Here is a 26,190-nt window from a genome sequence, read left to right as displayed (position 1 = left end):
CGGGGCTGCGGTATCGGCGCGCGCCCGGCAAGATAGCGGGCATGCGCATCGGAGTCTTGACCGGAGGCGGGGACTGCCCAGGCTTGAACGCGGTCATCCGGGCCGTCGTTCGCACCGCGAACGGCCGCTATGGCGACGCGATCGTCGGTTTTCAGGACGGGTGGCGTGGTCTGCTCGAGGATCGCAAGATCCACATCCACAACGACGACCGCACCGACCGCCTGCTCACCAAGGGCGGCACCATGCTCGGCACCGCACGCACCAATCCGGATGTGCTGCGGGCCGGGCTCGGCCGGATCAAGCAGACGCTCGACGACAACGGCATCGACGTGCTCATCCCGATCGGCGGCGAGGGCACGCTGACCGCCGCCAGCTGGCTGTCCGACGAGGGCGTCCCCGTCGTCGGGGTGCCCAAGACCATCGACAACGACATCGACTGCACCGACGCCACATTCGGCCACGACACCGCCGTGGACATCGCCACCGACGCCATCGACCGCCTGCACACCACCGCCGAATCCCATCAGCGCGTGATGCTGGTGGAGGTCATGGGCCGGCACGCGGGCTGGATCGCGATCAACTGCGGCATCGCCTCGGGCGCGCACCTCACCCTGGTTCCCGAGGTGCCCTTCGACGTCGACGAGGTCTGCACGATGATCAAACGCCGCTTCCAGCGCGGGGATTCGCATTTCATCTGCGTGGTCGCCGAGGGCGCCAAGCCCGCCGCGGGGTCGTTCGCGCTGCGCGAGGGCGGCGTCGACGAGTACGGCCACGAGCGTTTCACCGGCGTCGCGCATCAGCTGGGCGTGGAGATCGAACGCCGCATCGGCAAGGAGGTGCGCACCACCGTGCTCGGGCACGTGCAGCGCGGCGGCAAGCCCACCGCCTACGACCGGGTGCTGGCGACCCGCTTCGGCGTGCACGCCACCGAGGCCGTGCACGACGGGCAGTTCGGCACCATGGTGGCGCTGCACGGCACCGAGATCGACCTGGTGCCCCTGTCGGAGGCCACCAAGCAGCTCAAGCTGGTACCGGCCGACCGCTATCAGGAGGCGGCCGCGTTCTTCGGCTGAGCAGCGCGCCGTATCCGGTAGCGCACCAACGCCCACAGCAAAAGCGCCTCGGCAATCGCGGTGAACACCGTGAGGAACTGGCTGAAGTAACTGGCCAGCACGTTGACCACGGTCAGCGACACCACATCGGACCAGATACCCAGGCGCACACCGAGATCCTCGTCGCCGCGCAGCCAGGCGAACGCGCCGACCGCGCAGCCGATGCCGACCGCCAGTTCGGCGGCGGCGGCGATGGCCAGCCCCACCATCGACTTCCAGCCGTGGCCGTGGGTGACGTCGAGCATGCGGTCCAGGGTGGGCCAGCGCGAATGCCACCCGGCGATCACCACCCCGGCCAGCCCCAGCCGCAGCAGTGACCAGACGGCGTGCGCGATGAGCACCGCGATCAGCGCCACACGCAGCGCGGGCAGGGGCAGCAGCCGCCGCTCCAGCCGCCGGGCGACCGGCAGCAGGCGGCCGCCCAGCGTCGGCTCGGTCTCGCAGGGCGCGGCGGTGAGGTAGTCCCGCAGCGCGGCGGCCAGCGCGCGGGACTCGGGTCCGCAGGCGTCGGGGTCGATTCCGCGCAATTCGGTCAGCAGTTCCTGCTGCCGCTGGGTGCTCAGCCGCGCGCCGACCGATCGGCCGATCTCCTCGGTCACCGCGCCGAGCGCCAGTTCCGGCGAGCGCACCCGGCGGCTCGCCGCGTAGCGGGCGGCGGCCACGGTCAGCAGGAAGGCCAGATAGATGATGGGCGCGGCCAGCGGGAAGAAGTAGTTGTTGTCGGAGGTGATGAACTTGCCGACCTCGTCGATGAACAACCCCAGACCCACACCGGACAGCAGCGCCGCCCAGATCAGTGCGGTGCGCCCGGACGACATGAGCTGCAGCATGCAGGCGATCACCAGCAGCAGGCCGCCGAACAGGGCGTGCGCGATGTGATAGGTGCTGCCGCCGATCTTGGGGTAGCCGGAGGCCATCAGATACAAGCGGGTGATCACCACGGTCAGGCCGAAGGCCACCGCCATCAGGGTCACCAGCCGCCCGGCATCGGGCCGCCACCGCATCCTCATCACGTGCACACGGGTCATGAGTGACCACGATGGCACAGCCGGGTCACAGCGGCGCGGCTTCCCACCATTCGGCGACCGCCTCGTGCGCGGAGGGCGGGGCGGTGTCGGGCGCGCCGGAACCACCCCAGAGCCGCACGTACAGCAGGGTATCGGCGCGGAGGGGATCGGAGTCGAAGGTCACGGCCAGCTGCGCGGTCTCGTAGTGCGCCGGATCGTACCGGTCGGGGATCGCCCAGCTGTGCGCGTTGTACGCGATGCCCTGCTTGTAGCCGGGCACCGCGGATTTGGCGGGCAGCGCGGCGACCGCGGCCTGCACGGCGGCGGGGCTGTCGTACACCACCACCGCGTACGCGATGGACAGGCCGGTCCCGGCGGCCTTCGGGGTGCACTCCCAAACACCCTGCCACGGACCGGATTTGAGCGGCTCGTCCTGCAGTACCGTGCCCGCCTCGCCCGGCTTCTTCCAGGCGCACGACGCGTCCTGATACGCGTAGCCGACCGTGGTGTTGGACCCCGGCGGCAGCAGCGCGGAGAAACCGCTCTGCGCCTGCGAACGCGGATCCGGTGGCGGCGCAGGCGATATCGAGGTCGGGGCCGGGGCCCGGGTGGTGGGGACCGGCGGTGGCACGACGCTGGGGCGCGGCGGCTCGGCGCGCACCGGCTTGCCCCTGTGGTGCCCCGAGCCGAGCCACAGCGTGGTACCCACCGCGACGACGGCGACCAGCACCACCGTGAGGCCCACCGCCAGCCAGATCAGGGCGTTCGACGGGCGCCGCGACATCGGTTGCGGCGCAGTGGGAACCGGCGCGAATCCGGTCCCGGTCGGATAGACCGGCGACGTGGGGGCGAGAGCCTCCGGCGGATACCTCTGCGGGGCAACCGATTCCTCTGCCGGGAGATACCCGGCGGGCGGCACCGGCACCGCGGTGGACGACACGGGCACCGGCATGGCGGGCATCCGGCCCCGGAGCGCCTGCCGCGCGGCGGCCGCGAAATCGGCACAGCTGGCGAAGCGTTCGAGCGGCCCCTTGGCCATCGCCCGCGCGAGCACGGCGTCCATGGCCGGTGTCAGTCCCGGCCGCCGCGCGCTGGCGGGCGGCACCGGCAGCTGCAGATGACCGCGGATGAGCGCGGCCGGATCGGGCGAATCGAACGGCCCGGTCCCGGTCAGCAGCCAGTACAGCGCGCACGCCAGCGAGTACTGGTCGGACCGGTGGTCCAGCGCGGTGCCGGTCATCTGCTCCGGCGACGCGTAAGCCAGTGTGGCCGTGAACATTCCGGCCTGGGTGAGGTGCGTGGAGTCCTCGCGCAGGCGGGCGATGCCGAAGTCGGTGAGAAATACCCGTTCGCCCTTGCCGCCGCCCGAGCGGGCCAGCATGATGTTGGCGGGCTTCACATCCCGGTGCAGTACGCCGCACCCGTGCGCGTAATCCAGTGCCTCGGCGACGCCCTCGATCACCTGCACCGCCCGCTCCGGCGGCAGCGAGTGCGGGTTCACGCTCGCCGCGTCCACGCCGTCGACGTACTGCATGCTGATCCACAGCTGATCGTCCTCGGTGCCGCGATCGTAGACGGCGACGATGTTCGGGTGGTCCAGCTGCGCGGCCAGGTCGGCCTCGCGCTCGAAGCGGGCGCGAATCTCGGCGTCGGTGAACAACTCCCGATTCAGCAGCTTCAATGCCGTCAGCCGGGGCAGCCGCGGGTGTCGCGCCAGGTACACCGAACCCATGCCGCCCTGACCCAGCAGCCGGTCGATGGTGAACCCGGCGAACACGTCACCGCTGCGCAACACCAAACTTCCCCTTCCGGCGACCGTATCGCGTCGCGATCCTACCCGGTCAGCCCGGTGTCACCAGCCCGGACTCGTACGCCAGCACCACCGCCTGCGCGCGGTCGCGCAGGTTCAGTTTCGAGAACACCTTGGACACATGGGTCTTGACCGTCTGCTCGGCCACGAACAGCGCCTCGGCGATCTCGACATTGGACATGCCGCGCGCGATGAGCTCGAGCACCTCGCGTTCGCGCGGGGTCAGCATGTCCAGCGCCGGTGCCGGTTTGGGGCGCGCGCGCCGCCGGGTCACGTCGGCGATGAGCCGCCGCGTCACCGTCGGCGCCAGCAGCGCCTGCCCGTCGGCCACCACCCGCACCGCGCGCACCAGTTCGTCGGCGGGGGCGTCCTTGAGCAGAAAACCGCTGGCGCCCAGGCTCAATGCCTCGTAGACGTAGTCGTCGATATCGAAGGTGGTGAGCATCAACACCCGCACCGGCGGATCGAATCCGGCGGCGAGGATGGCGCGGGCCGCGTCCAGGCCGTTCATCTCCGGCATGCGCACGTCCATGAGCACCACGTCGGGGCGCAGCCGCTTGGCCTCGGCCACCGCGATCTTGCCGTTGGGCGCGTCCCCGATGACGCTGATATCGGGCTGGGCGGCCAGCAGGGCGCCGAAGCCCTGCCGCACCATCGCCTGGTCGTCGGCGATCAGAACCGTGATGGGCACGCCGACCTCACGCGAACCGGATGATCGACGCCAGCCCGGCGATCAGGCAGTACACCGCGAACGGCAGCAGCGTGCGGCTCTGAAAGAACCGCTCCAGGAACCGCACCGCCAGCCACGCCGCCACCCCGGCCACGATCGCGCCGACCAGGGCCTGGCCGTGAATGTGCGCGCCCTGCGGTCCGGCGAGCTCCGGCAGCTTCAGCACGCCCGCCGCGAGGATGACCGGGGTGGCGAGCAGGAAGGCGAACTTGGCGGTGTCCTCGTGGTCGAGCCCGCGCAGCAGGCCGCCGACCATGGTGAGGCCGGAGCGGCTGAATCCGGCCAGCAGCGCACCGGATTGGGCCAGGCCGATGCCGAGGGCGTCCTTCACGCTCAGCGACGCCAGCCGCCGTTCGGACTCGGCGCGGGTGTCCGCCGCGACCGCGACGCCGCGGGCCTCGGCGGCGGCGCGGGCCTCGCGCTCGGCGAATGTCCGTCCGTAGTCGGCCAGCGACGGACCGTTGCGGCGGCGCAGTCCCTCACCGACGATGAGCACGACGCCGTTGAGGGTCAGGAAGACGCTGGCGAAGATCGGCGTCGCGAACATGGTGCGCAGCGGATGTTCCAGCACCAGGCCGAGCGCGCCGACCGGGATGGTGGCGAGGATGATCAGCCAGGCCAGCCGCTGCGCGGAGGTCTCGATCCGGCGGGTGCGCAGCGTGACGAGGAAGCCGACGATGATGTCGCGCCAGTCGCGCCAGTAGTAGCCGAGCAGCGCGAGCGCGGTGGCCACGTGTAGCGCGACGACGAACGCCAGGTACGGGGTGCCGTCGGCGGAGTCGCCCTCGGTGACCAGTTGCTCCCAGGAGCCGCCGATCCACGCCGGGACCAGCACCGAATGCCCGAGGCTGGAGATGGGGAACAGCTCGGTGACGCCTTGCAGGGCACCGATGACGATGGCTTGGATGTAGGTGAGCATCGTGACGAGTCTCGCATGTCCGAACCGGATTCGCCGCACCCGATCCGCCCGTCGCGGACCCGTCTAGACCGAGTCCGCCGAAATCGTCGCCGCGTCCGCCTCGGCCGCGCCCGCGGTCAGCGGAAGCGTCGCCCTGACTTCGAATCCGCCGTCCGGTCGCGGCCCGGCGGTGAGCTCGCCGCCCATGGCCTCGGCCCGCGCGCGCATGCCCGCGATGCCGGTGCCCGGGGCGCCCGGGGTGGTCGTCCCGCCGGGGCCGTTGCCGACCGCCACCTCCACGGCGGACGCGCCGACCGCCACGCTCACCCGCACCGCGGCCCCGGCGGCGTGCCGGGAGGCATTGGACAGCGACTCCTGCACGATCCGGTACAGCGCCAGGCCGACGGTGTCCGGAATCGCTTGCAGCGCACCGTCGACGGTCCACTCCACCGGCATTCCGGCCCGGCGCGCGCCGTCGAGCAGGGTCAGCAGGTCGACCGCGGCGGGCTGCGGCGCGTGCTCGGGCAGCTGCCCATCGCTGCGCAGCACGCCGAGCATGCTGCGGATCTCGTTGAGCGCCTCCCGCGCCGAGGCCCCGATCGACTCGAATTCGGCACGGGCGGCCGGGGATACGTCGGTCACCCGGTAGGGCGCGGTCTGCGCCTGCACCACCACCATCGACATGTGGTGGGCCACCACGTCGTGCAGGTCGCGGGCGATGCGGGCCTTCTCCTCGAGGATGGCGCGGCGGGCCCGCTCCAGCTCGTTCTCCTCGGCCTGTTCGACCAGGGCCTTGCGCGACAGCACCAGCCAGCGCACCAGCAGGCCGAAGATCACCAGGCCGGTCATGCCGATGGGCCAGCCCCACGGATTCCCGTTGTTGGACATGGTGGTGCCGAACAGCACCGAGGTGGATGCCCAGGCGATCACCACGATCTGCATGGGCGCGCGCACCGCGACGGCGAACAGCAGGGCGAACAGCGCCAGGATGTGCACCACCTGGAACGCCATGTGGTGGCCGGGCTGATGCGGGATCGCGAGCGCGATCAGCAGCGCCGACCCCGCCGAGATCGCCCAGCCCAGCGCCGGATTCACGCGGATCAGGGCGAAGGGGAAGGCGGCCAGGCCCGCGATGAACGGCTGCGCGGCGATCGGCACCTGATGGGTGACGTGCAGCGTGGGCCACCCCACCGCGAAGAAGACGAGAGTGACGATGCCGGTGAGTATGTCGAATTCCGTGCGGAGCCGACCCGGCTTCCGCGCCACCCGCCCCATCTTCTGCACTGCCCGAACCATGGGTACGACACTAGATAACGCCTGTTCGCCGCGTCCTCATACCCACGGGTGAGATCGCGGCCCCTACTCCGGTACGGCCTCGGCGCCGATCCTCCCCCGCCCCTGCGTGCCGGAACTCGACCCGCAGCGTGAGGCGCGGTTCGACCCGCGATTCCTAGCGTCGGACGGCATGAGCGACGCACTGGATTTTCCGGGTACCCCGTTGGCGGGCAAGACCTCTCGGCGCGTGCTGCGCCGCGGGGCCGCCGCACTGGCCGTGGCCGCGACGGTGGCGGCCACGACCGCGGCGTTCACCCCCGCGGCCTCGGCGAGCGTCACCGCCCCCGCCGAGAACGCGACGGCCCGGGACGCGGTGACGGACCTGACGGGTGCACATCCCTGGTCGGTGGCGCTGCCGGACGATTTCGCCGCGGACGCGGGCTACCGGCCCGTGATGGAGAACGGCCTGCTGGTCGACCCCGACGGCGCCTGCTCCTCCCCCCTCCCGCTCCCCCACGAGTTCGACACCGCCTGCAAGGCCCACGATCTCGGCTACGACATCCTCCGCTACGCCGACCACGCGGGCCAGCCCCTCGGCCCGTGGGCCCGCCAGGCCGTGGACGCCGCCCTGGAACAGCGCATGCACGCCGCCTGCACCACCATCTCCGACGATCTCGACAACCTCCGCTGCCAGACCCTCGCCACCATCGCCACCACCGCGGTAGACCTCAACTCCCGCCGCCAGAACTACGCACCCCCGCGCCCGGAGTACCTCTTCGGCACCCGCCTGGAGGGCGAACACCTCGCCACCCAACTCCTCGGCCTCATCGGCCCACCCGCCCTGGCCCTGTCCGCCTTCGCGGCCCTGATCCTCGCGGCGATCAAGTACCGCCGCACCATCATTTCCCGCCTACCCCAGCCGGTTTCGCAGTGATGCCCACCATTTGGTCCCGGCGCACCTCTCCCTCCACTCCGGCGCACCCCTCTTTCAGCCCCGGCGTTCCCCCCTGATCCCGGCGTTCCCATCCTTGATCCCGGCGTTCCCATCCTTGATCCCGGCGTTCCCCTCCTTGATCCCGGCGTGCTTTTGGCCGGGATCCACTCGAAAGGCGGAGATCCCGGCCAAAAGCACGCCGGGATCAAGGGAATCGGCGCGTAGCCGCGATAGGCACCCGGCCGCCAAATTTTACTGATTCAGGAGTTTCCATGAGTTCATCCATCCGCTCGACCCAGGGCACCGGGCGGTTCGACACGGTGAGATCCCGTCTGCGGCAGGGGTTTTCGCTTGCCGCCCGGCATCCGCCGCGGATCGGTACGGCGCTTGCCGTGGCTGCGGGTGGGGTGGCGTCGTTGGCGCCGGGGCTGTTGCCGCGGACGGCCGGGGCGCAGGCGATTTTGAGTGCGCTGCTGGTGGTGGTCGCGTTGGCGATTGCCGGGCTGGCGCGAATTGTGTTGCGGTGGCGTGGGATCGATGTCAATGGGCGGTGGGGTAGGTATCGGTGGTGGGTGGCCGGGGTGGGGGTGGTGGCGCTCACGGGGGCGGCGGTGCATGCGAATTACTGGCAGAACCGGTTGCGGGCGGCCATGAATTTTCCGGGCGTCGGGCCGGGGTACTGGGTGCAGTGTCTGCTCGGGGCCGTGGTCGTCGTCGCCCTCGCGATCGGCGTGGTGCGCGGATTGCGGTGGACGGTGCGGAGATTGGGGCGGATGCGCAGCGTCGGGCTCGGGGTGCTGGCGGTGCTGGCCACGCAGTTCGCCGTGGTTCCGGCGCTGGTGCAGTGGCGGGAACAGGCGTACGCGGCCGCCAATGCCGAGCTGGAACCCGATGTGGTGCAGCCGGTTTCGTACTCCCGATCGGGGAGCACGGGCTCCGCGGTGAGCTGGCCCTCGCTCGGGGCGCAGGGGCGCCGATTCGTGGCCGGACAGCCGCAGCGAGGGGTGCGGGTGTATGTCGGCCTCGAATCGGCGCCCGATCTGGATTCCCGTGTCGCCCTGGCGATCAGCGAGCTGGAGCGATCCGGTGGCCTGCGGCGGTCGAATCTGGTCGTGGTGGTGCCGACCGGCTCGGGCTGGATCGACGGCCAGGCCGCCGAGGGGCTGGACCGGCGCTTCGGCGGCGATGTGGCGCTGGTCGGGCTGCAATACTCCGAGGCGCCGAGCTGGGCGACCTTCGTCTTCGGCCGCGCCGCCGCCGAACGGTCCGCCCGCGCCCTGTTCACCGCCGTCGAACACCGGCTGGCCGCCCTGCCCGACCCGCCGCACCTGTACGTCTACGGCCAGAGCCTGGGCGCCACCGCGGGCAGCGCGATCTTCGCCGACGACGCCGACCAGCGACACCGCGTCTGCGCGGCCCTGTGGGCGGGCCCGCCCGCCAACCAGGTCCACCGCACTCGCGCCACCGTCCTGGCCAACTCCTCCGACCCGGTGGTCCGCTGGTCCCCCGAACTCCTCTGGCGCGCCCCCGATCTCACCGACACCCGCCCCGACGCCCCCCAGCCCCGATGGCTCCCGGTGATCAGCTTCCTCCAAACCTCCGCCGACCTCCTCGCCGCCCTGACCCCCGCCCCGGGCCACGGCCACCGCTACGGCATCGACCAGGGCACGGCCCTCGGCGGCTGCTGATCCCGGCCAAAACCATGCCGGGATCGACGGTTTGCACATGCGGGGATCGACGGTTTGCGCACGCGGGGATCGACGGTCTGCGCACGCGGGGATCGACGGTCTGCGCACGCGGGGATCGACGGTTTGCGCACGCGGGGATCGACGGTCTGCGCACGCGGGGATCGACGGTCTGCGCACGCGGAGATCGACGGTCTGCGCACGCGGAGATCGACGGTCTGCGCACGCGGAGATCGACGGTCTGCGCACGCGGAGATCGACGGTCTGCGCGGTCGCAGCGCGACCGCGGGCAAGAAGGTCGGCGGTCCTCAGGTCGCCGACTTCCCTTGTGCCGCTTAGGCGATCGGGCCGCGGGCGGCCTCGTAGGCCGCGCCTACCCGGTACAGGCGGTCGTCGGCCAGTGCCGGGGCCATGATCTGCAGGCCCACCGGCAGGCCGTCGTCGTTGCTCAGGCCGGACGGCACCGACATGGCCGGGTGCCCGGCCAGGTTGGTCGGCAGGGTGCACAGGTCGGACAGGTACATGGCCAGCGGATCGTCGACCTTCTCACCCAGCTTCCACGGGGTGAACGGGCTGGTGGGCGAGACCAGCACGTCGACCTGCTCGTAGGCCCGGTCGAAGTCCTGCGCGATGAGCGTGCGCACCTTCAGCGCCTGCCCGTAGTAGGCGTCGTAGTAGCCCGCCGACAGCGCGTAGGTGCCGATCATGATGCGCCGCTTGACCTCCGGGCCGAATCCGGCCTCGCGGGTCGCGGCCATCACCTGCTCGGCGCTGTGCTTACCGTCGTCGCCGACGCGCAGCCCGTAGCGCATGGCGTCGAAGCGCGCCAGGTTGGACGACACCTCGCTGGGCAGGATCAGGTAGTAGGCGGCCAGCGCGTATTCGAAGTGCGGGCAGGACACCTCGACGACATCCGCGCCCAGATCCTTCAGCGTCGCCACCGCGGCGTCGAAGGAGGAGATGACGCCCGTCTGGTAGCTGTCGGAGTGCAGCTCCTTGACGACACCGACCTTCACGCCGCGCAGATCGCCCTGCGCGCCTTGGCGTGCCGCGGCCACCACGGCCGGGACCGCGACATTGCGGGAGGTGGAGTCCCTGGGGTCGTGGCCCGCGATGACCTCGTGCAGCAGCGCGGTGTCGAGCACCGTGCGCGCGCACGGACCGCCCTGATCCAGCGAGGACGCGCAGGCGACCAAACCGAAGCGCGACACCGTGCCGTAGGTGGGTTTGGTGCCGACGGTCGCGGTCACCGCCGCGGGCTGCCGGATGGAGCCGCCGGTGTCGGTGCCGATGGCCAGCGGGGCCTGATAGGAGGCCAGCGCCGCCGCCGAGCCGCCGCCGGAGCCGCCGGGAATTCGGCTGGTATCCCACGGGTTTCGGGTCGGGCCGTAGGCGGAGTTCTCGGTGGACGAGCCCATGGCGAACTCGTCGAGGTTGGTCTTGCCGAGGATCGGGATGCCCGCCGCGCGCAGCTTGGCCGTCACCGTCGCGTCGTAGGGCGACACCCAGCCCTCGAGGATCTTCGAGCCGCAGGTGGTCGGCATGTCGGTGGTGGTGAAGATGTCCTTGAGCGCCAACGGAACTCCCGCCAGCGGCGAGGCCACGGCGCCGTCGGCGACCGACCGGTCCACCTCGGCGGCGGTGGCGAGGGCCTGCTCACCGGCGACGTGCAGGAAGGCGTTCAGCTCGCCGTCCACCTCGGCGATGCGCCCCAGGTGGGCCTCGGTGACCTCCACCGCGGACACCTCGCGGCCGTGGATCTTCTCCGCCAGCTCGGCCGCGCTCAGCTTCGTCAGGTCGGTCATTCGGCCTCTCCCAGAATCTGCGGAACCACGAACCGCTGCTCCTCGACGGCCGGCGCCCCCGAGAGCGCCTGCTCCGGGGTCAGGCACGGCTCGCTCACGTCCGGGCGGGTGACGTTGACGGTCGGATTCGGCGAGGCGGTGGCCGGGACATCGGCAGTGACCTGCGTGATGACCTGCACATGGCTCAGGATCGAATCCAGCTGACCGGCATAGCGGTCGAGCTCTTCTTCGGTCAGGGCGAGCCTGGACAACCGGGCGAGGTGTGCGACCTCGTCACGGGAGATGGCGGGCACCGCGTGATCCCCTTTCGGCAGATTCGAGCAGACGATCTCCCCGCACACGGGTGGCACAGGGACGACCGGTACAGCCTATCCCGGCCAAAAGCACGCCGGGACCATGGGGACCACATCGCGGGGCATGGAGACGACATCGCGGGACATGGAATGGAGACGACATCACGGGACATGGAGACGACATCGCGGTGCTGGGGGCAACATCACGGGACTGGGGCAACATCGCGGGGGCATAGGGGGCAATGCCTCGGGACCGCGGGGACGATATGTCGGGGCCGCGGGGGCAAGGCGTCCGGACCACGAGCGACGCTGCGCGGGGGATGGCAGGCGGGGGTGCGGGGTGGGTGGCTGTCACTCGCTGACACTGGCACCGGGCGGCGGTTCATCCGACAATGGCGAGTGGCATCGGTCACTGCGCGTGGTTCGGGACATTCTTCCCGAGGTCGCGGGTGTAAGTATTGCGAGACTCGGGTATACGTCCGAAAGTCTCGGCCGCACAGGAAAGGAAGGAACGCACGTGTCATTTCTGCTTCGCGTGCAACTTCCGGATCGCCCAGGAAGTCTCGGATCTCTCGCGCTCGCACTGGGCTCCGTCGGCGCCGACATCCTCTCGCTCGATGTCGTCGAACGCGGCGCCGGATACGCGATCGACGACATCGTGGTGGAGGTGGCGACCGGCGCGCTGCCCGACACGCTCATCACCGCGGCCGAATCCCTGGGGGACGTGCGGGTGGACTCGCTGCGCCCCTACTCCGGCGTGCTGGACACCCATCGCGAGCTGGAACTGATCGACCAGGTGGCCAGCGCCCGCGACGACCGATTACAGGTGCTGGTCGACGGCGCGCCGCGGGTGCTGCGCGTCGGCTGGAGCACGATCATCGATATGGGTCCACAGGGCGCCTTCCGGCTGGTCGGCAGCGGCAGCGCGCCCGAGACCCAGGCGGGCTCGGCGCCGTGGATGCCGCTGGAGAAACCGGCGGTCCTCGACGGCGAGGCCGCCTGGGTCCCCCAGATCTGGAAGGACATGGACACCAAACTGGCCGCCGCGCCGCTCGGCAATACCGGCAAGGTGCTGCTGCTCGGCCGCCCCGGCGGGCCGGACTTCCGCCCGTCCGAGGTGGCGCGGCTGGGGTATCTGGCGGGCATCATCGCCACGGTCCTGAACTGACCCCTAGGCCAGATCCAGCCGCATCACCGTCAGCACGGTCCCTGAGGACGCCACCCAATCCCGTTCCGGCACATGGACGAAGCCCAGCCGCTCGTACATCCGGCGGGCATCGACCATGGGCGGCATGGTGGTCAGCGCGACCGCCGCGAATCCCTCCGCGCGGGCCGTCCGAATCACCGTGCGCACCAAGGCCGTTCCGACACCGCTGCCGCGCGCCCGCTTCGCCACGGCGAGCATGCGGAACTCGATCTCGTCGGGGCCCGCGACATTCGCGTACGGCGTGCCCGGCCGCGCCACCGTCAGCGAGCCCAGCACGATCCCGCCCCGCACGGCCACCATGATCTCGGCGACGCGCGCACGGGACTCGGTATCGGAAAGCTCGGGCACATAGGGGCTTTCCGGGTGGATGTACCCGTCGCCGACGTAGACGTCGACGGTCAGCGCGCCGATCGCGGGGTACTCCTCGGGCCGGGCCGGGCGGATCTCGAAATCCTCACTCACTGCAACCACTCTCACACGATGACATCTCGACTCCGTTGCCGCTCACATGATTCCGGCGCGCGCGGCTATTCCTCCGCGTCCTCCGCGGCGGGCGTCACCGCCTCCGGACCCTCCGCGAGGAGCGTGCGGAAGCCGTCCTCGTCGAGGATGGGCACGCCCAGTTCCTCGGCCTTGGCGGCCTTGGAGCCGGGGGAATCGCCGATGACCACGAAGGCGGTCTTCTTCGAGACCGAACCGGCCGCCTTGCCGCCGCGGACGAGGATGGCCTCCTTGGCCTCGTCGCGCGAGAAGCCCTGCAGCGAGCCGGTGACCACGATGGACAGACCCTCGAGATTGCGGGCGATGGAGGCGTCGCGCTCGTCCTCCATGCTGACCCCGGCCGCCTCCCACTTCGCCACGATGGCGCGATGCCAGTCGACGGTGAACCACTCCTCGACCGCGGCGGCGATGGTCGGGCCGACGCCGTCGGCGGCGGCCAGTTCCTCGCCGGAGGCGGCCTCGATGCGCTCCATGCTGCCGAACTCCGAGGCCAGCGCCCGCGCGGCCGTCGGCCCGACGTGCCGGATGGACAGCGCCACCAGCACCCGCCACAGCGGCCGGTCCTTGGCGGACTCGAGATTCTGCAACAGCCGCTTGCCGTTGGCGGACAGGCTGCCGTCCTTGTTGGCGAACAGCGTGGTGGTGAGCAGCTTGTCCTCGTCGAGGTCGAACAGGTCGCCCTCGTCGCCGATGGCGCCGGACCTGAGCAGGTCGATCGCGGCCTCGTAGCCGAGCGCCTCGATATCGAACGCGCCGCGCCCCGCGACGTGGAAGACCCGCTCCCGCAACTGCGCCGGGCAGTGCTGCTGGTTGGGGCAGCGGATGTCGGCGTCGCCCTCCTTCTCGAAGGCGAGCGCGGTGCCGCACTCCGGGCAGTGGGTGGGCATGACGAATTCCCGCTCGGCGCCGTCACGCACGTCGACGATCGGGCCGAGCACCTCGGGAATGACGTCGCCGGCCTTGCGGATGGTGACGGTGTCGCCGATGAGCACGCCCTTGCGCTTGACCTCGGCCGCATTGTGCAGGGTGGCCATGGCGACGGTCGATCCCGCGACGGTGACCGGTTCCATCACAGCGAACGGGGTGACCCGGCCGGTGCGCCCGACATTCACCTGGATGTCGAGCAGTTTGGTGGTGGCCTCCTCGGGCGGGTACTTGTAGGCGATGGCCCAGCGCGGCGCGCGGGAGGTGGCGCCGAGGCGGCGCTGCAGCACGAACTCGTCGACCTTGATCACCTGGCCGTCGATCTCGTGCTCGATGTCGTGGCGGTGCTCGCCCCAGTAGCGGACCCGCTCGATCACCGCGTCCGCGCCCTGCACGCGCACGGTGTGCGCGGATACCGGCAGCCCCCAGGCGGCCAGCGCGCGATACGCCTCGTACTGCGAGGCGGGGGTGAAGCCCTCCATGCGGCCGAAGCCGTGGCAGATCATGCGCAGGCGGCGGCGCGCGGTGACGGCCGGGTCCTTCTGGCGCAGCGATCCGGCGGCGGTATTGCGCGGATTGGCGTAGGGCGCCTTGCCTTCCGCGACGATGGCGGCATTGAGGTTCTCGAAGTCCTCGAGCCGGAAGTAGACCTCGCCGCGCACCTCGAGCAGCGGTGGGACGGGGAATTCGGTGTGCTCGGTGAGTCGCTCCGGGATGTCGGCGATGGTGCGGGCGTTGAGGGTGACGTCCTCGCCGGTGCGGCCGTCGCCGCGGGTGGCGGCGCGGGTCAGCCGCCCGTTCTCGTACACCAGGTTGAGCGCGACGCCGTCGATCTTGACCTCGCACACGTAGTGCAGGTCCGACCCGGCCTCGGCCTCGACCCGGCTCACCCAGGTGCGCAGTTCGTCCTCGTCGAAGACGTTGTCCAGCGACAGCATGCGCTCGAGATGGTCGGCGGGGGCGAATTCCGTGGCGAAACCGCCGCCGACCTGCTGGGTGGGTGAATCCGGGGTGCGCAGGTCGGGGTGGGCCTCCTCGAGCGCGAGCAGTTGCTGGAACAGCGCGTCGAATTCGCCGTCGGAGATGACCGGTGCGTCCCGCACGTAGTAGCGGAACTGATGCTCGCGCACCTCTTCCGCCAGGCGCTGCCACTGCGTTCGTTCGTCGGCGGTGGCCGGGGGGATCTCGATACCGGGTTCGCTCACGAATGGCACATTAGCCCAGCCCACCGACAGTTCGGGGCAGTGGGAACAGCCGTCGCGGCGGGTCGGTTGGAGCTCGTATGGAACTCGATGTCGCGTTGAACTTCGCGCGGTCGCACCCCCGGTCGGTGCTGACGACGATCCGCAAGAACGGGCGGCCGCAGCTGTCGAATGTGACGCACTGGGTGGCCGACGACGGGGTGATCCGGATTTCGATCACCGCCGACCGGGCCAAGTACTTCAATCTGCGCCGGGAGCCGTGGGCGGCACTGCACATCACCCGCGACGACTTCTACGCCTACGCGGTGCTCGAGGGCGAGGCGGAACTGTCCCCGATCGCCGCCGACCCCGACGACGCCACGGTCGAGGAGCTCATCGCCTACTACCGCGCCATCAGCGGCGAACACCCCGACTGGGCCGACTACCGCGCCGCCATGGTCCGCGACCGCCGCGTCCTGGCCCGCATCAGGCCGAACCACGCCTACGGAATGCTGAATTAGGCACCGGCACTTGCCTTTTCGAGGGTAGCCCGGCAGAGCTCGCGCACCCTGCCGACCGCGGCGCGCAGACTGCCGGGTTCGCGTGTCGCCCCTTCGACGATCGCATCCACCTCGGCCAACCCGGCCCGGGTCAGCAGCGTCTTCTCATTGGTGACCCACTCCCCGCACGCCGCCAGCACGGCATGCGCGTAACACGAAGCCGCCACCGCGATCAGCCCGACACACTGACCGAGCCGCCCGTGCGCCGCATGCCCACTCGCGGCGTAGTCGAAAGTAAGCTCCGCATGCTGCCGCCACACCCCGGGAGCATTGCGCCGCAACGCCTGCGGATACTCCGGCCGCGGAAGTTCCCCGCGCAGCACCCGATTGCTCCCGAGCTCCGCCAGCACCAGATAACTCGGAATCCCCGCCAGATGAAACGCCAACGGCTCCACCCGAAACCGCCCCGCCTCCGCCTCCCGCATCTGCTCCTCGATCACCTCGAGATCCCGATAGTGCACATCCACCGCCCGCCCCTCCACGGTCAACCAGGCCCCACCATTGAAAACCCCACCACCCCACTCCCCCAGCCCCGACACATACCCCTCCCACCCCAACGCCCCCAAATCCTCGGGCCGAAAACCCCCGCGATAATAAACCGCCAAATCCCAATCACTATCCGCCCGATAATTCCCCACCGCCCGCGACCCCCCGAGCGAAACCGCCACCACCCCAGGCAACCCCGCCAACGCCTCAGCGACCCTCCCCAGGAACACCTCGTCATCCATACCCACTCCCTCCGCTCTTTCCCACTGCGAACCTCTCGGAGGCTAGGTTCTCGGAACCCGCCCCGACAACGACATTTCAGCGGAACCGCAACCGATCACACCGCCAGGGAGGGTGAGTTCGCGACAGGGTGGGCGGGAGGTTCGTATGTTCGCCAGGCGGTGGACAGGCGGTGGGCGGCTTCGCGGAGGGTGGTGGGGGTGGCTACGAAGCTGATGCGGATGTGGGTGGTGCTGGCGCCGGAGGGGTCGAGGCCGGAGCCGGGGAGGATGGCTACGCCGTGGCGGAGGGCGCGTTGGGCGAAGGAGGTGCCGTCGCCGTGCGGGAGGCGGATCCAGAGGGTTTGGCCGCCGGGGACCGGGGGGACTTTCCAGTCGGGGATGCGGGTGGTCAGTTCGGAGACCAGGGTGTCGTGGCTTTCCTTGCGCTCCTTGGTGATTCGGTCACGGAGGTGGTCGAGTTCGGGGAGCAGGCGGGCGGCGGCGAGTTGGGCGGGGATATTGCCGCCCAGGTCGTGGACCGCGCGCAGGCGGGAGAGGCGGGCGATGATCGGGATCGGTGCGCGGACCCAGCCGACACGCATTCCGCCCCAGAGGATCTTGCTCAGCGAGCCGACGGAGATCACCGATTCGTCGTAGGCGGCCAGGGACGGGGGCGGCGGCTCGGTTCCCGGGAATCCGAGGTCGGCGAGCACCTCGTCGTCGATCAGGGGGACACCGGACGCGCGGGCAGACTCGGTGAGCGCGCGGCGGGACAGCGCGGAAAGCACCGCGCCCGTGGGGTTCTGGTAGGTGGGCACGACATAGGCCAGCGCTACGGGACCTATCGTGCCGAGACCGATCGGCCCCACCTGCGGTATCGCGGCGACCTCTCGAAACGCTTCCAGCGCACCGGGATACGTCGGCGCCTCGACCAATACCCGGTCCCCGGGCCGCAACAGCGCGCGAGCGAGCAACGACAGCGCCTGCTGGCCGCCGCCGGTGACGATGATCTGCTCCGGATCGGTCGGTACCCCACGCGCCCGATACCGCTCCGCAATGGCATTGCGCAGCACAGGATGTCCGGTGGGCCGATAGCCGATATCGCCGTCGAGCGCCGCGAGCTCGGGCAGGACGGCCCCGTACGCCTGCACCACCTCGGGCGGCGGCGTCACCGGGGCCGCGCAGGCGAGCGCGATGACATCCGCGTCCGGCTCCAGCAGGTGCAGGAACGCCGGGGAGTGGGTGGTATCGCGGACCGGCGGCGCGTCGAGCCCGGCGACCCGGGTGCCGCTGCCCTGCCTGCGCACCACCCGCCCCTCCACGCTGAGCAGGTCGTAGGCGGCCACCACCGTGCTGCGCCCCACCGCGAGGGTTTTCGCCAGGGCGCGGTCCGGCGGCAGCAGCACGCCGGGCGGCAGCTCGCCGTCGTCGATCAGCATCCGTAGCCGCCCGGCCAGCAGCAGATACAGCGGTCCCCGGCCCGCCGACCAGCGGCCGAGCCGGTCGGCCAGTTCGATTGGCTCCATAATCAAACCAATTCTGCCGGATTGGCCCTGGTATCGCGAACCCGCCGCCTCGACGATGAAGCCATGGGAAAGATCTCCATCGACGACGTGACCTCGACCATCACCGGCCCGTGGCAGCCGCGGGACCTCGCGGTGGCCAACGACGCGATCGTCCGCATCGCCCGCTTCCACGGCGAATTCCCCTGGCACCACCACGACGAGGACGAACTGTTCCTGTGCTGGGAGGGCACCTTCCGGCTCGAACTGAAGGACCGCGAGCCGATCACCCTCCGGCGCGGAGACATCTTCGTCGTCCCGCGCGGGGTCGACCATCGCCCGGTCGCGGAGGAACCCGCCTACGGGCTCATGATCGAACGGCCCGACACCAAGCAGTACGGCAACTGAGACGGCCGACTATCCCTGTGCCGCTTCGGGTTCGGGCAGCGTCTCGCCGGTTTCCAAGAGCGTCTTGAGATTCGACAGAATGCCGGGCCAGCCCTGGCTGATCGCGGCCAGAACGGCGCTGCCCTCGGGGAACCCGTCGTGGGTGACGGTGAGTTTGACCGTCTCGCCGACGGGTTCGAGCTCGAAGGTCACCGTCGAGCGCGGCTCGGCGGCGAACCTCGCCCCGTCCTCGGCGCTGAACTCGAACCGCTCCGCGAAGGCCCGGTCGAAGGTGTGCCAGGTGTAGGACAGGCGGCGGTACGGGTCGGCCTCGAGGATCACCTGCTCCGGGTCCGCGCTGGTCCAGCCCTGCTGCTCCCAGATCATGGGAGAGCCGGTGCGCCAATCGGTTTCGAAGGTCGCGCCCCAGTACCGGCGGGTGAACGCCGGGTCGGTCAGGGCCTGCCACAGCCGCCGATCGGTGGTCTTGATGTAGGTCGTGTAGACGAAGTCATTGCTCATGCTCGCGCCCTCCAATGCGGTTTTGAGATCGGCGAGTGCGCGCACCCGCCCGCGGTCGTATCGGTGAATCCAGCGGTCGGCAATGGCATTGATCGGCTCGGCGTTCAGATAGTGCAGCTTCTCGCGCCCCCGGCGGCGGGTGGTCACCAGATTGGCGGCCTCCAGCACGGCCAGGTGCTTACTGACCGCCTGCCGGGTCATGTCGAGCCCGGCGCACAGTTCCCGCAGCGTCTGGCCGTTGTGCGCGTTCAGGCCGTCCAGCAGCAGGCGCCGGCTGGGATCGGCCAGCGCCTTGAACACCTCGTCCATATCCACCTCCCACCCAACGGTTCACAATTCCTACAGGCAACCATTCGGTTGCACATCGGCAGTGTAGGCAGCCGAATGGTTGCCTGTCAATCCCCGGTGTCGCGCCGGGCGGCGGCGGACGGCAGGATGACTCGGGTGTTGCGGACTTTTCAGGTGACGAATCACAGATCGCTGGCCGAACCGCAGGAACTGCGGCTGACCGGTACCCGGGCGGGCGCACTGCCCGCGCCCGTGACCGCGATCCACGGCGCGGCCGCCACCGGCAAATCGAGCCTGATCGACGCGCTCGCCCACATGCGCGACGCGGTGCTGAACTCGGTCACCGGCTGGGATCCCTACGCCGGTCCGGTGCGCACCCCGCATCTCGGATTCGCCGATCGCCCTTCGGAATTCGTCGCCACCTTCGTCGCGGAGGGGGTCCCCTACACCTACGGCTTCCGGCTCGACAACGCCGATGTCACCGCCGAGTGGTTGCACAGCCATCCGCACAATCGCAAACGCATCGTGTTCGAGCGGGAGGGCGAACAGGTCCGGATCGGGCCGATGTTCGAGCCGGTCCGCTACGGCATCGGCGCGCTGGCACCGCTGGTGCGCCCGAATGCGTTGCTGCTCAGCCTGGCCGGGCAGCTGTATGCCGAGGCGCTGGTCCCCGCCTACCGCTGGTTCTCCGCGCAGCTGGATGTGCAACGCGGACACCAGGATTCGCAGGCCATCGCGCACCGGCTGGGCGGTCACGTCTCCCGCTCCGCGGACAACGCCGCGCGCCTGCTGATGCTGCTGCGCTCGGCCGAGCTGGGCATCGAGGACATCCTGATCGCCGAGAACGATCCGATGTATGCGGACTACCTGCGCGACCTCGACGGCGAAATCGCCGCCGCCGGTAAGGAACTCGACGCCTGCCTGGCCTCGCCCGCGCACGCCGACCGGCTGGCGCAGACCCACGGCCTCACCCCGCTGGCGCTGGAGCGGGAGCTGACCAATCTCCGCGCGGCCCGCGACACCCTGTACACCCGGATGGTGGCCCGCCGCGGCGTCGGCCTCGGCCTGGTGCACGAGGGCATCGCCGCCCCCTTCGATCTCGCCGACGAGTCCACCGCGACGCTGGCCCTGCTGCGCCTGCTGCCGACCGTGCTGGACGCCCTGGACACCGGCCGCGTGCTGGCCGTCGACGATATCGACGCCCACCTCACCGGCGACACCGCCGACCGCCTGATCCAGCTGTTCCAGAACCCCGAAACCAATTCGCGCGGAGCCCAACTCGTCTTCACCACCCGCACCCGCACCCTGGTCGACCGCGGCAACGGCCGCTCCCAATCCCGCCGCACCACGGTCTGGCAACTTCGCCGCACTCCCCACGGGACCTCCGAACTCACCGCCCGGTAGCAGCCCCGTGCGAGCGCCTAGCATGGGGGTATGTTGCTGCAGCTGGTATTCGTCGTGCTCGTTGCCGGAGCCCTGGTGGGCCTGTTCGCGATGTACCGGCGCGGGCGGCAGGGCGCCCCGGCGTTCGAGGCGGAGTCGGGCACACTCCGGGTGACCGGCGTGAGCCCGCGCCCGGAACCCCAGGGCGACCAGTACGTGACCATCACCGGCATCATCTCCGGCCCGTCGGTCCCCGCCGGTGAGACGGTGTACGGCCGGTTCGCCTGGGACGTGAACCAGTGGCCCGCACCGGGCGACGACATCCCGGTGGCCTACCCGCCGGGTAAGCCCGGACAGTGGCAGCTCGCGCACCCGGGCGCCCGCCCGTACTTCGGTTCCTGACCACCGCACCACCTGATCCCAGCGCGCACATCACCTTTCGACGGCGATGCTTATCGTCTGATTCCGGCGTGGCTTATCGTCTGATTCCGGCGTGCTTTTGGCCGGAATCTCTCGGGCGGAGGCGGATCCCGGCCAAAAGCATGCCGGGATCAGACGATGCGCGCGCTGGAATGCAGGATCAGGTGATGCGCGCGCCGGGATGCAGGATCAGGTGATGCGCGCGCCGGGATGCAGCAGGGCGTTCACTCGAAGGTGAGCGACTCCGGCTCGTCCGCGAAGGCGTGAGCCACATCGTTGGCCAGGGCCAGGGCGCGCCGAGCCCACGCGAGCGGGGCACCCGCCAGGCCGCAGGCCGGGGTGACGAGGATGCGGTCGGCCAGCGTGCGGCGGGGGAAGCCCAGGCGGTCGATCAGGCGGACGGCGGGTTCGGCGACGTCGCGCCAGGTGATCGGGGCGGCGGGGGCGGTGGTGGGGATCAGGCCGAGCGCCAGGTGTTTTCCGGTGTCGAGGAGTTCGCCGATCCAGTCGAGGTCGGCGGTGGCGATGGTGGCGAGGTCGAAACCGACCGCGGCGGCGGCGCTGGCGCGCAGGAAGGCCAGGGCGGGGCGGTCGGCGCAGCTGTGCACGAGCACGGGCTCGGACTGGGCGGTAATCACGGTGTCCAGCACGGCCAGGGCCTCCGGCTCGGGCAGGGCGCGGACGGTGTCGAGCAGACTGGTGCCGCGCAGCGAGCCGTCCAGGACCGCCGTCAGCGACGGCTCGTCCAGTTGCAGCACGACTTTCGCGCCCAGCCGCTTGCCGACCTCGGCGGCGTGCCGGGCCAGGCCCTCGGCCAGCGATTCCGAAAGATCGCGCAGCGCACCGGAATCGGTGAGCACCCGGTGCCCGCCCGGCAGCTCGACCTGCGCGGCCAGCGTCAGCGGACCCGCGGCCTGCAGCTTGACCACCCGGCCGCTGTCGCCCAGACCCGCTGTCTCCCAAGCCTCTTCGAGCGCGTCCAGATCGGTGCGCAGCAGATCGCGCGCCCGCCGCGATACCGCGCCCGGCCGCGCGGCGAGCCGATAGCCCCGGGTGGTGGTGTCGAAGCGGAGATCGACCAGCAGCGCCGAGGCCCGCCCGATCAGGTCCGAACCCGTTCCGCGCGCGGGCAATTCGACCAGATGCGGCAGCCCGCCCAGCTCCCCCACCATGGTCGCCGCCGCCTCCCGCGGGTCGGTGCCCGGCCACGATCCGACGCCCGTCGCCACCCCGCCGCGCAGCACGGCCGCGCCCTCGTCAACGCTCATCGGTCACCATCCCTGTCGTCCGCACCCGGCACCGCCGTATCCATTTCCGAAACAGTCCAGCATGGCAGCCGAATCCCTTGCGCCGTACACGATTTCGCGGCACCCGCGGGATCACTCCGCGTGATCGGACACCAATTCGGCCGCGTCCGTGCGCTCCCCGCTCGTCCCGCTGATGGTGCCGCTGCCGATCACCTCGTCGCCCGCGGCGTCCGGCTGGTACAGCACCACGGCCTGGCCGCGGGCCACGCCGGTCAGTGGCTCGCGCAGTCGCACGACCAGACCGCCGTCGACCGCCTCGGCCACCGCGGGCGCGGTGCCGCCGTGCGCGCGCACCTGCGCCACGCACTCGATCGGTCCGGCCGGTGTCACGCCGGAGGTCCAGATCGCGCGGTCCGCCCGCACCGTCCACACGTGCAGATCCTCGGCGGGACCGACGCGGACCGTGCCGGAGTCGGGATCGATGCCGGTGACGTAGCGCGGTCGGCCGTCGGCCGCGGGGCCCGGCAGTCCGAGACCCTTGCGCTGGCCGATCGTGAATCCGTGCACGCCCTCGTGCTCGGCGAGCTTGCTGCCGTCGGCGTCGACGATCGCGCCCGGCCGGATACCGATCTTCGCGCCCAGGAAGGCACGGGTGTCGCCGGACGGGATGAAGCAGATGTCGTGGGAGTCGGGCTTGTTCGCCACCGCCAGGCCGCGCTCGGCGGCCTCGGCGCGGATCTGCGGCTTCGGGGTGTCGCCGACCGGGAACATGGCCCGCGACAGCTGTTCGGCGGTCAGCACCGCCAGCACGTAGGACTGATCCTTGTCGGCGTCGACGGCCCGGCGCAGCACGCCGTCCGCCAGCCGCGCGTAGTGGCCGGTGACCACCGCGTCGAAGCCCAGCGCCACCGCGCGGTCGGCCAGGGCCGAGAACTTGATCTTCTCGTTGCAGCGCAGGCACGGATTGGGCGTTTCCCCCGCGGCGTAGGAGGCGACGAAGTCGTCGATCACGTCCTCCTTGAAACGATCGGCGAAATCCCACACGTAGAACGGGATTCCGAGCACGTCCGCGGCGCGGCGGGCATCGCCGGCGTCCTCCTTGGAGCAGCAGCCGCGCGACCCGGTGCGCAGGGTGCCGGGCGTCGCCGACAGGGCCAGGTGCACCCCGACCACCTCGTGTCCGGCGTCGACCGCGCGGGCGGCCGCCACGGCGGAATCGACGCCGCCGCTCATCGCGGCCAGCACTCTCATCGCGTACCTCCCTGTGCACCGGCCAGTCCGGCGGCCTTGGCGCGCTCCACCACCGGCGGCAGCGCCACCAGCAGCGTCTCGATATCGGACCGGGTCGAGGTGTGCCCCAGCGAGAATCGCAGCGAACCGCGCGCCTGGCGCGGGTCGTGGCCCATCGCCAGCAGCACATGGCTGGGCGCGGCCACCCCCGCGGTGCACGCCGACCCGGTGGAACATTCGATGCCCGCGGCGTCCAGCAGCATCAGCAGCGAATCGCCCTCGCAGCCCGGAAAGGTGAAGTGGGCATTGCCCGGAAGCCGCCGCTCGTCGCGCGGCCCGTTCAGCACCGCGTCGGGCACCGCGGCGAGCACGCCCGCGATCAACTCGTCGCGCAGCAGCGTCAATTCGGCCGTGCGGACGGGCAATCCGGTCACGGTCTCGCGCAGCGCCGCCGCCAGGCCGACGGCCGCGGGCACGTCCGAGGTGCCCGAGCGCAGATCGCGCTCGTGCCCGCCGCCGTGCTGCAGCGGCACGCACGGCACCTGCCGGCCGAGCAGCAGCACGCCCGCGCCGTGCGGGCCGCCGACCTTGTGCCCGGCGAAGCTGGCCGCGGCCAGGCCGCTGGCGCCGAACCGGATCGGCAGCTGGGCGGCGGCCTGCACCGCATCGCTGTGCATGGGGACATCGAATTCCTGTGCCACGGCGGCCAATTCACCGATCGGCTCGATGGCGCCGACCTCGTTGTTGGCCCACATGACGGTGACCAGCGCGGTTTCGGCGGCATGGTCGGCGAGCGCGGCACGCAGCGTGCGCGGCGACACCAAGCCCTCGCCGTCGACCTCGAGCAGCGTCACCCGCGCACCCTCGTGCTTCTCCAGCCACTCGACCGCGTCGAGCACCGCATGATGCTCGACGGCGCTGACCAGAATGCGAGTGCGCCGCGGATCCGCGTCGCGTCGAGCCCAGTAGATGCCCTTGACGGCGAGATTGTCGCTCTCGGTCCCGCCGGAGGTGAAGATGACCTCCGAGGGCCGCGCCCCCAGATCGGCCGCGATCGACTCCCGCGCCTCCTCCACCAGCCGCCGAGCCGTCCGCCCCGACCCGTGCAGCGACGACGCGTTCCCCGCACTCCCCAGCACAGCCGTCATCGCCTCGATGGCGACCGGGAACATCGGGGTAGTGGCCGCGTGATCGAGGTAGACCGTCTTGGGCACCGCACCGACCGCACCCGGAAAAGCCGACTTCATGACCGATCCAGCCTATCCCATCGCTGACCTGCGCATCCTTGGGGTATCCCCCGGGCGTCTACGAAATTTCTACGATTCTGCACACCATCCACGCAACCAACCGACCGTTGCCCCATATTCCCTGGTCCTGTCAGGGCGGGTTCCGCGCGGCCGGGCGGGCCCCGAACCACAGCCCCGAGCCGCTGACGCTCCCGGTCCCGGCTAGCCGTTGCGAGGGGATGGTCGACGGCAACTCCGAGATCGATGTTGGTCGTGACGACGAAGCCGTGTGCGAACACGCCGAGGTCCTCACCGCGCATATGTGCGACGCTGGCGACGGGACGGGCGGCGAGGTGCCGGGTCTTCGCAGCGTTGCGTGCGGTGCCGACATGCCACGTACCGTGCAGGAGATGACCGTCGGCACCGCTGATCCGCGGCTCACCGTATCCTCCACCACCGACAGTCACGCCGGGCTCGAGGAGCTCACTGCCGCGGGGCGTAGGCAAGTGCGCGGCAATGTCGCATGGCGCGTTGTTCAACCGTTCAGATCTATTGGGCGACATAGTCTTCCAACGCGCATGAACTTGCGTCTGCCCGCAAAAGCCCTTGCGAAATGGTTTGCTGTCGATACTCTCGATCGAGTGAAAAACTCCAGTGAAACGGTGCTACGCCCTTGCCGCGGCCCACAGGAGTGGCCGGATCTAGTGCGGATCTGGCGCAGTGCGGTGGAAGCGACGCACCACTTCCTGACACTCGAGGACATCACCTACTACGAAAACCGCATCGTGAACGAGTACCTCGCCGCAGTCGAACTGACAGTTGCGACGGTGGAGGACGTTTCCGTTGGGTTCTCTGGAGTAGCGGAAGGAAAGCTGGAGATGCTGTTCGTCGACCACGCGCACCGCGGTCGCGGTGCGGGTTCTGCTCTGCTCCGCAGAGCGATGGCCGACATTCCCGACCTGTTGATCGATGTCAACGAACAGAACCCACAAGCGCTCGAATTCTATAGGCACCACGGCTTCGCCATACTCAATCGCTCCGAGACCGACGCCGATGGTCGCCCCTTCCCCATCCTGCACCTGGGGCGGCGAAGCTGAAACGGTCCGTCTGCACACCACGGTCATGCACTCATACACGCGCCGCAACGTTCACCCAAGCCGCCGTGCCGGTGCCCCGGCGGACGTCCGGAAATCTATGCCGCGTTTCGAGCGTTCGTCGAGTACCGACGTCCTCGCCCAAGGCGCACTGGCTCCGGATGAATGCGCTCATTTGGAGAGGGTGGCAGCCCGTTCAAGCCGGGCCGAGTCCGAGGGAGTCCACGTGAGTGTGGACTCCCTAAGCCTCTCCTAACTTCAT

General features: G+C 70.3%; 24 protein-coding genes and 1 pseudogene. 9 read left to right on the top strand and 16 right to left on the bottom strand.

All coding sequences use genetic code 11. From position 1 onward, the window contains the following. Positions 1-41: 41 nt before the first annotated feature. Positions 42-1,073, top strand: a complete 1,032-nt coding sequence (locus HPY32_RS32000) for an ATP-dependent 6-phosphofructokinase (RefSeq protein ID WP_067578454.1) — start codon at positions 42-44, stop codon at positions 1,071-1,073. On the opposite strand, the gene HPY32_RS31995 is transcribed toward HPY32_RS32000, so the two are convergent. The 5 genes from HPY32_RS31995 to HPY32_RS31975 all read right to left on the bottom strand — a co-directional run bounded on the left by HPY32_RS31995 (position 1,046) and on the right by HPY32_RS31975 (position 6,853). After that, a complete protein-coding gene (locus HPY32_RS31995) occupies positions 1,046-2,140 on the bottom strand; it encodes a hypothetical protein (protein ID WP_067578452.1) in 1,095 nt (364 codons plus the stop codon). The genes HPY32_RS32000 and HPY32_RS31995 overlap by 28 nt on opposite strands. A gap of 25 nt (positions 2,141-2,165) precedes the next feature. Next, positions 2,166-3,914 carry a serine/threonine-protein kinase gene (locus HPY32_RS31990; protein WP_067578450.1) on the bottom strand — a complete coding sequence of 583 codons (1,749 nt, stop codon included), beginning with the start codon at positions 3,912-3,914 and terminating at the stop codon, positions 2,166-2,168. A gap of 46 nt (positions 3,915-3,960) precedes the next feature. Then, positions 3,961-4,620, bottom strand: a complete 660-nt coding sequence (locus HPY32_RS31985; RefSeq protein ID WP_067578448.1) for a response regulator — start codon at positions 4,618-4,620, stop codon at positions 3,961-3,963. A gap of 7 nt (positions 4,621-4,627) precedes the next feature. Beyond that, complete coding sequence (locus HPY32_RS31980; RefSeq protein WP_067578446.1) at positions 4,628-5,578, bottom strand: undecaprenyl-diphosphate phosphatase; 951 nt, start codon at positions 5,576-5,578, stop codon at positions 4,628-4,630. A 63-nt stretch (positions 5,579-5,641) separates the two neighbouring features. Further along, positions 5,642-6,853: a sensor histidine kinase gene (locus HPY32_RS31975; protein ID WP_228786368.1), complete on the bottom strand. Its 1,212-nt coding sequence runs from the start codon at positions 6,851-6,853 to the stop codon at positions 5,642-5,644. A 169-nt stretch (positions 6,854-7,022) separates the two neighbouring features. Here HPY32_RS31975 and HPY32_RS31970 point away from each other — a divergent pair, with 169 nt between their 5' ends. Both HPY32_RS31970 and HPY32_RS31965 read left to right on the top strand, forming a co-directional pair. Continuing rightward, on the top strand, positions 7,023-7,766 hold the full coding sequence (locus tag HPY32_RS31970) for a hypothetical protein (protein WP_067578444.1): 744 nt from the start codon (positions 7,023-7,025) through the stop codon (positions 7,764-7,766). Between the two features lie 272 nt (positions 7,767-8,038). After that, the gene (locus HPY32_RS31965) at positions 8,039-9,454 is read left to right on the top strand and encodes an alpha/beta-hydrolase family protein (RefSeq protein WP_171983136.1); all 1,416 of its coding nucleotides are present in this window, start codon (positions 8,039-8,041) and stop codon (positions 9,452-9,454) included. A gap of 332 nt (positions 9,455-9,786) precedes the next feature. Here HPY32_RS31965 and gatA read toward each other — a convergent pair whose 3' ends face one another. Further along, a complete protein-coding gene (gene gatA, locus HPY32_RS31960) occupies positions 9,787-11,256 on the bottom strand; it encodes an Asp-tRNA(Asn)/Glu-tRNA(Gln) amidotransferase subunit GatA (protein ID WP_067578440.1) in 1,470 nt (489 codons plus the stop codon). Then, a complete protein-coding gene (gatC, locus tag HPY32_RS31955; RefSeq protein WP_067584520.1) occupies positions 11,253-11,549 on the bottom strand; it encodes an Asp-tRNA(Asn)/Glu-tRNA(Gln) amidotransferase subunit GatC in 297 nt (98 codons plus the stop codon). The genes gatA and gatC overlap by 4 nt, the downstream gene beginning before the upstream one ends. A gap of 517 nt (positions 11,550-12,066) precedes the next feature. Between gatC and HPY32_RS31950 the strand changes: the two genes are divergently transcribed. Then, positions 12,067-12,717, top strand: a complete 651-nt coding sequence (locus tag HPY32_RS31950) for an ACT domain-containing protein (RefSeq protein ID WP_067578438.1) — start codon at positions 12,067-12,069, stop codon at positions 12,715-12,717. 3 nt (positions 12,718-12,720) lie between these two features. On the opposite strand, the gene HPY32_RS31945 is transcribed toward HPY32_RS31950, so the two are convergent. Beyond that, positions 12,721-13,218, bottom strand: a complete 498-nt coding sequence (locus HPY32_RS31945) for a GNAT family N-acetyltransferase (RefSeq protein ID WP_067578436.1) — start codon at positions 13,216-13,218, stop codon at positions 12,721-12,723. A gap of 65 nt (positions 13,219-13,283) precedes the next feature. Then, positions 13,284-15,386 (bottom strand): NAD-dependent DNA ligase LigA, encoded by a 2,103-nt coding sequence (gene ligA / locus HPY32_RS31940; protein ID WP_082871056.1) that lies wholly within the window; start codon positions 15,384-15,386, stop codon positions 13,284-13,286. 77 nt (positions 15,387-15,463) lie between these two features. Between ligA and HPY32_RS31935 the strand changes: the two genes are divergently transcribed. After that, on the top strand, positions 15,464-15,883 hold the full coding sequence (locus tag HPY32_RS31935; RefSeq protein ID WP_067578434.1) for a PPOX class F420-dependent oxidoreductase: 420 nt from the start codon (positions 15,464-15,466) through the stop codon (positions 15,881-15,883). Here the strand turns inward: HPY32_RS31935 and HPY32_RS31930 are convergent. Together HPY32_RS31930 and HPY32_RS31925 are read right to left on the bottom strand one after the other, a co-directional pair. After that, a complete protein-coding gene (locus HPY32_RS31930) occupies positions 15,880-16,650 on the bottom strand; it encodes a nucleotidyltransferase domain-containing protein (protein WP_171983135.1) in 771 nt (256 codons plus the stop codon). The two genes, HPY32_RS31935 and HPY32_RS31930, sit on opposite strands and share 4 nt — an antisense overlap. 95 nt (positions 16,651-16,745) lie before the next feature. Continuing rightward, complete coding sequence (locus HPY32_RS31925; protein ID WP_067578430.1) at positions 16,746-18,155, bottom strand: aminotransferase-like domain-containing protein; 1,410 nt, start codon at positions 18,153-18,155, stop codon at positions 16,746-16,748. Positions 18,156-18,218: 63 nt separating this feature from the next. Between HPY32_RS31925 and HPY32_RS31920 the strand changes: the two genes are divergently transcribed. Further along, a complete protein-coding gene (locus HPY32_RS31920) occupies positions 18,219-18,539 on the top strand; it encodes a cupin domain-containing protein (protein WP_067584514.1) in 321 nt (106 codons plus the stop codon). Positions 18,540-18,548: 9 nt separating this feature from the next. On the opposite strand, the gene HPY32_RS31915 is transcribed toward HPY32_RS31920, so the two are convergent. Beyond that, positions 18,549-19,349: an ArsR/SmtB family transcription factor gene (locus tag HPY32_RS31915; RefSeq protein WP_067578428.1), complete on the bottom strand. Its 801-nt coding sequence runs from the start codon at positions 19,347-19,349 to the stop codon at positions 18,549-18,551. A gap of 153 nt (positions 19,350-19,502) precedes the next feature. Between HPY32_RS31915 and HPY32_RS31910 the strand changes: the two genes are divergently transcribed. Beyond that, on the top strand, positions 19,503-20,732 hold the full coding sequence (locus tag HPY32_RS31910) for an AAA family ATPase (RefSeq protein ID WP_231951322.1): 1,230 nt from the start codon (positions 19,503-19,505) through the stop codon (positions 20,730-20,732). Between the two features lie 30 nt (positions 20,733-20,762). Continuing rightward, positions 20,763-21,113: a hypothetical protein gene (locus HPY32_RS31905; protein ID WP_082870603.1), complete on the top strand. Its 351-nt coding sequence runs from the start codon at positions 20,763-20,765 to the stop codon at positions 21,111-21,113. A gap of 242 nt (positions 21,114-21,355) precedes the next feature. On the opposite strand, the gene HPY32_RS31900 is transcribed toward HPY32_RS31905, so the two are convergent. The 4 genes and pseudogenes from HPY32_RS31900 to HPY32_RS45060 form a co-directional block, all read right to left on the bottom strand. Next, complete coding sequence (locus tag HPY32_RS31900; protein WP_067578426.1) at positions 21,356-22,399, bottom strand: methionine synthase; 1,044 nt, start codon at positions 22,397-22,399, stop codon at positions 21,356-21,358. 111 nt (positions 22,400-22,510) lie between these two features. Next, on the bottom strand, positions 22,511-23,629 hold the full coding sequence (gene mnmA, locus HPY32_RS31895; RefSeq protein WP_067578424.1) for a tRNA 2-thiouridine(34) synthase MnmA: 1,119 nt from the start codon (positions 23,627-23,629) through the stop codon (positions 22,511-22,513). Beyond that, on the bottom strand, positions 23,626-24,855 hold the full coding sequence (locus HPY32_RS31890) for a cysteine desulfurase family protein (protein WP_067578423.1): 1,230 nt from the start codon (positions 24,853-24,855) through the stop codon (positions 23,626-23,628). Before HPY32_RS31890 ends, mnmA begins: the two co-directional genes overlap by 4 nt. 245 nt (positions 24,856-25,100) lie before the next feature. Beyond that, positions 25,101-25,277: pseudogene (locus HPY32_RS45060) on the bottom strand (pyridoxamine 5'-phosphate oxidase family protein); the annotation flags it as partial. A gap of 198 nt (positions 25,278-25,475) precedes the next feature. On the opposite strand from HPY32_RS45060, the gene HPY32_RS31885 reads away from it, so the two are divergent. After that, positions 25,476-25,931 carry a GNAT family N-acetyltransferase gene (locus tag HPY32_RS31885; RefSeq protein ID WP_067578421.1) on the top strand — a complete coding sequence of 152 codons (456 nt, stop codon included), beginning with the start codon at positions 25,476-25,478 and terminating at the stop codon, positions 25,929-25,931. Positions 25,932-26,190 lie beyond the last annotated feature (259 nt).

The sequence above is a fragment of the Nocardia terpenica genome (assembly GCF_013186535.1).
Taxonomy (GTDB): domain Bacteria; phylum Actinomycetota; class Actinomycetes; order Mycobacteriales; family Mycobacteriaceae; genus Nocardia; species Nocardia terpenica.
The sequence above is the reverse complement of the archived record's forward strand: the minus strand, read 5'-3'. Positions and strand labels throughout refer to the sequence as shown.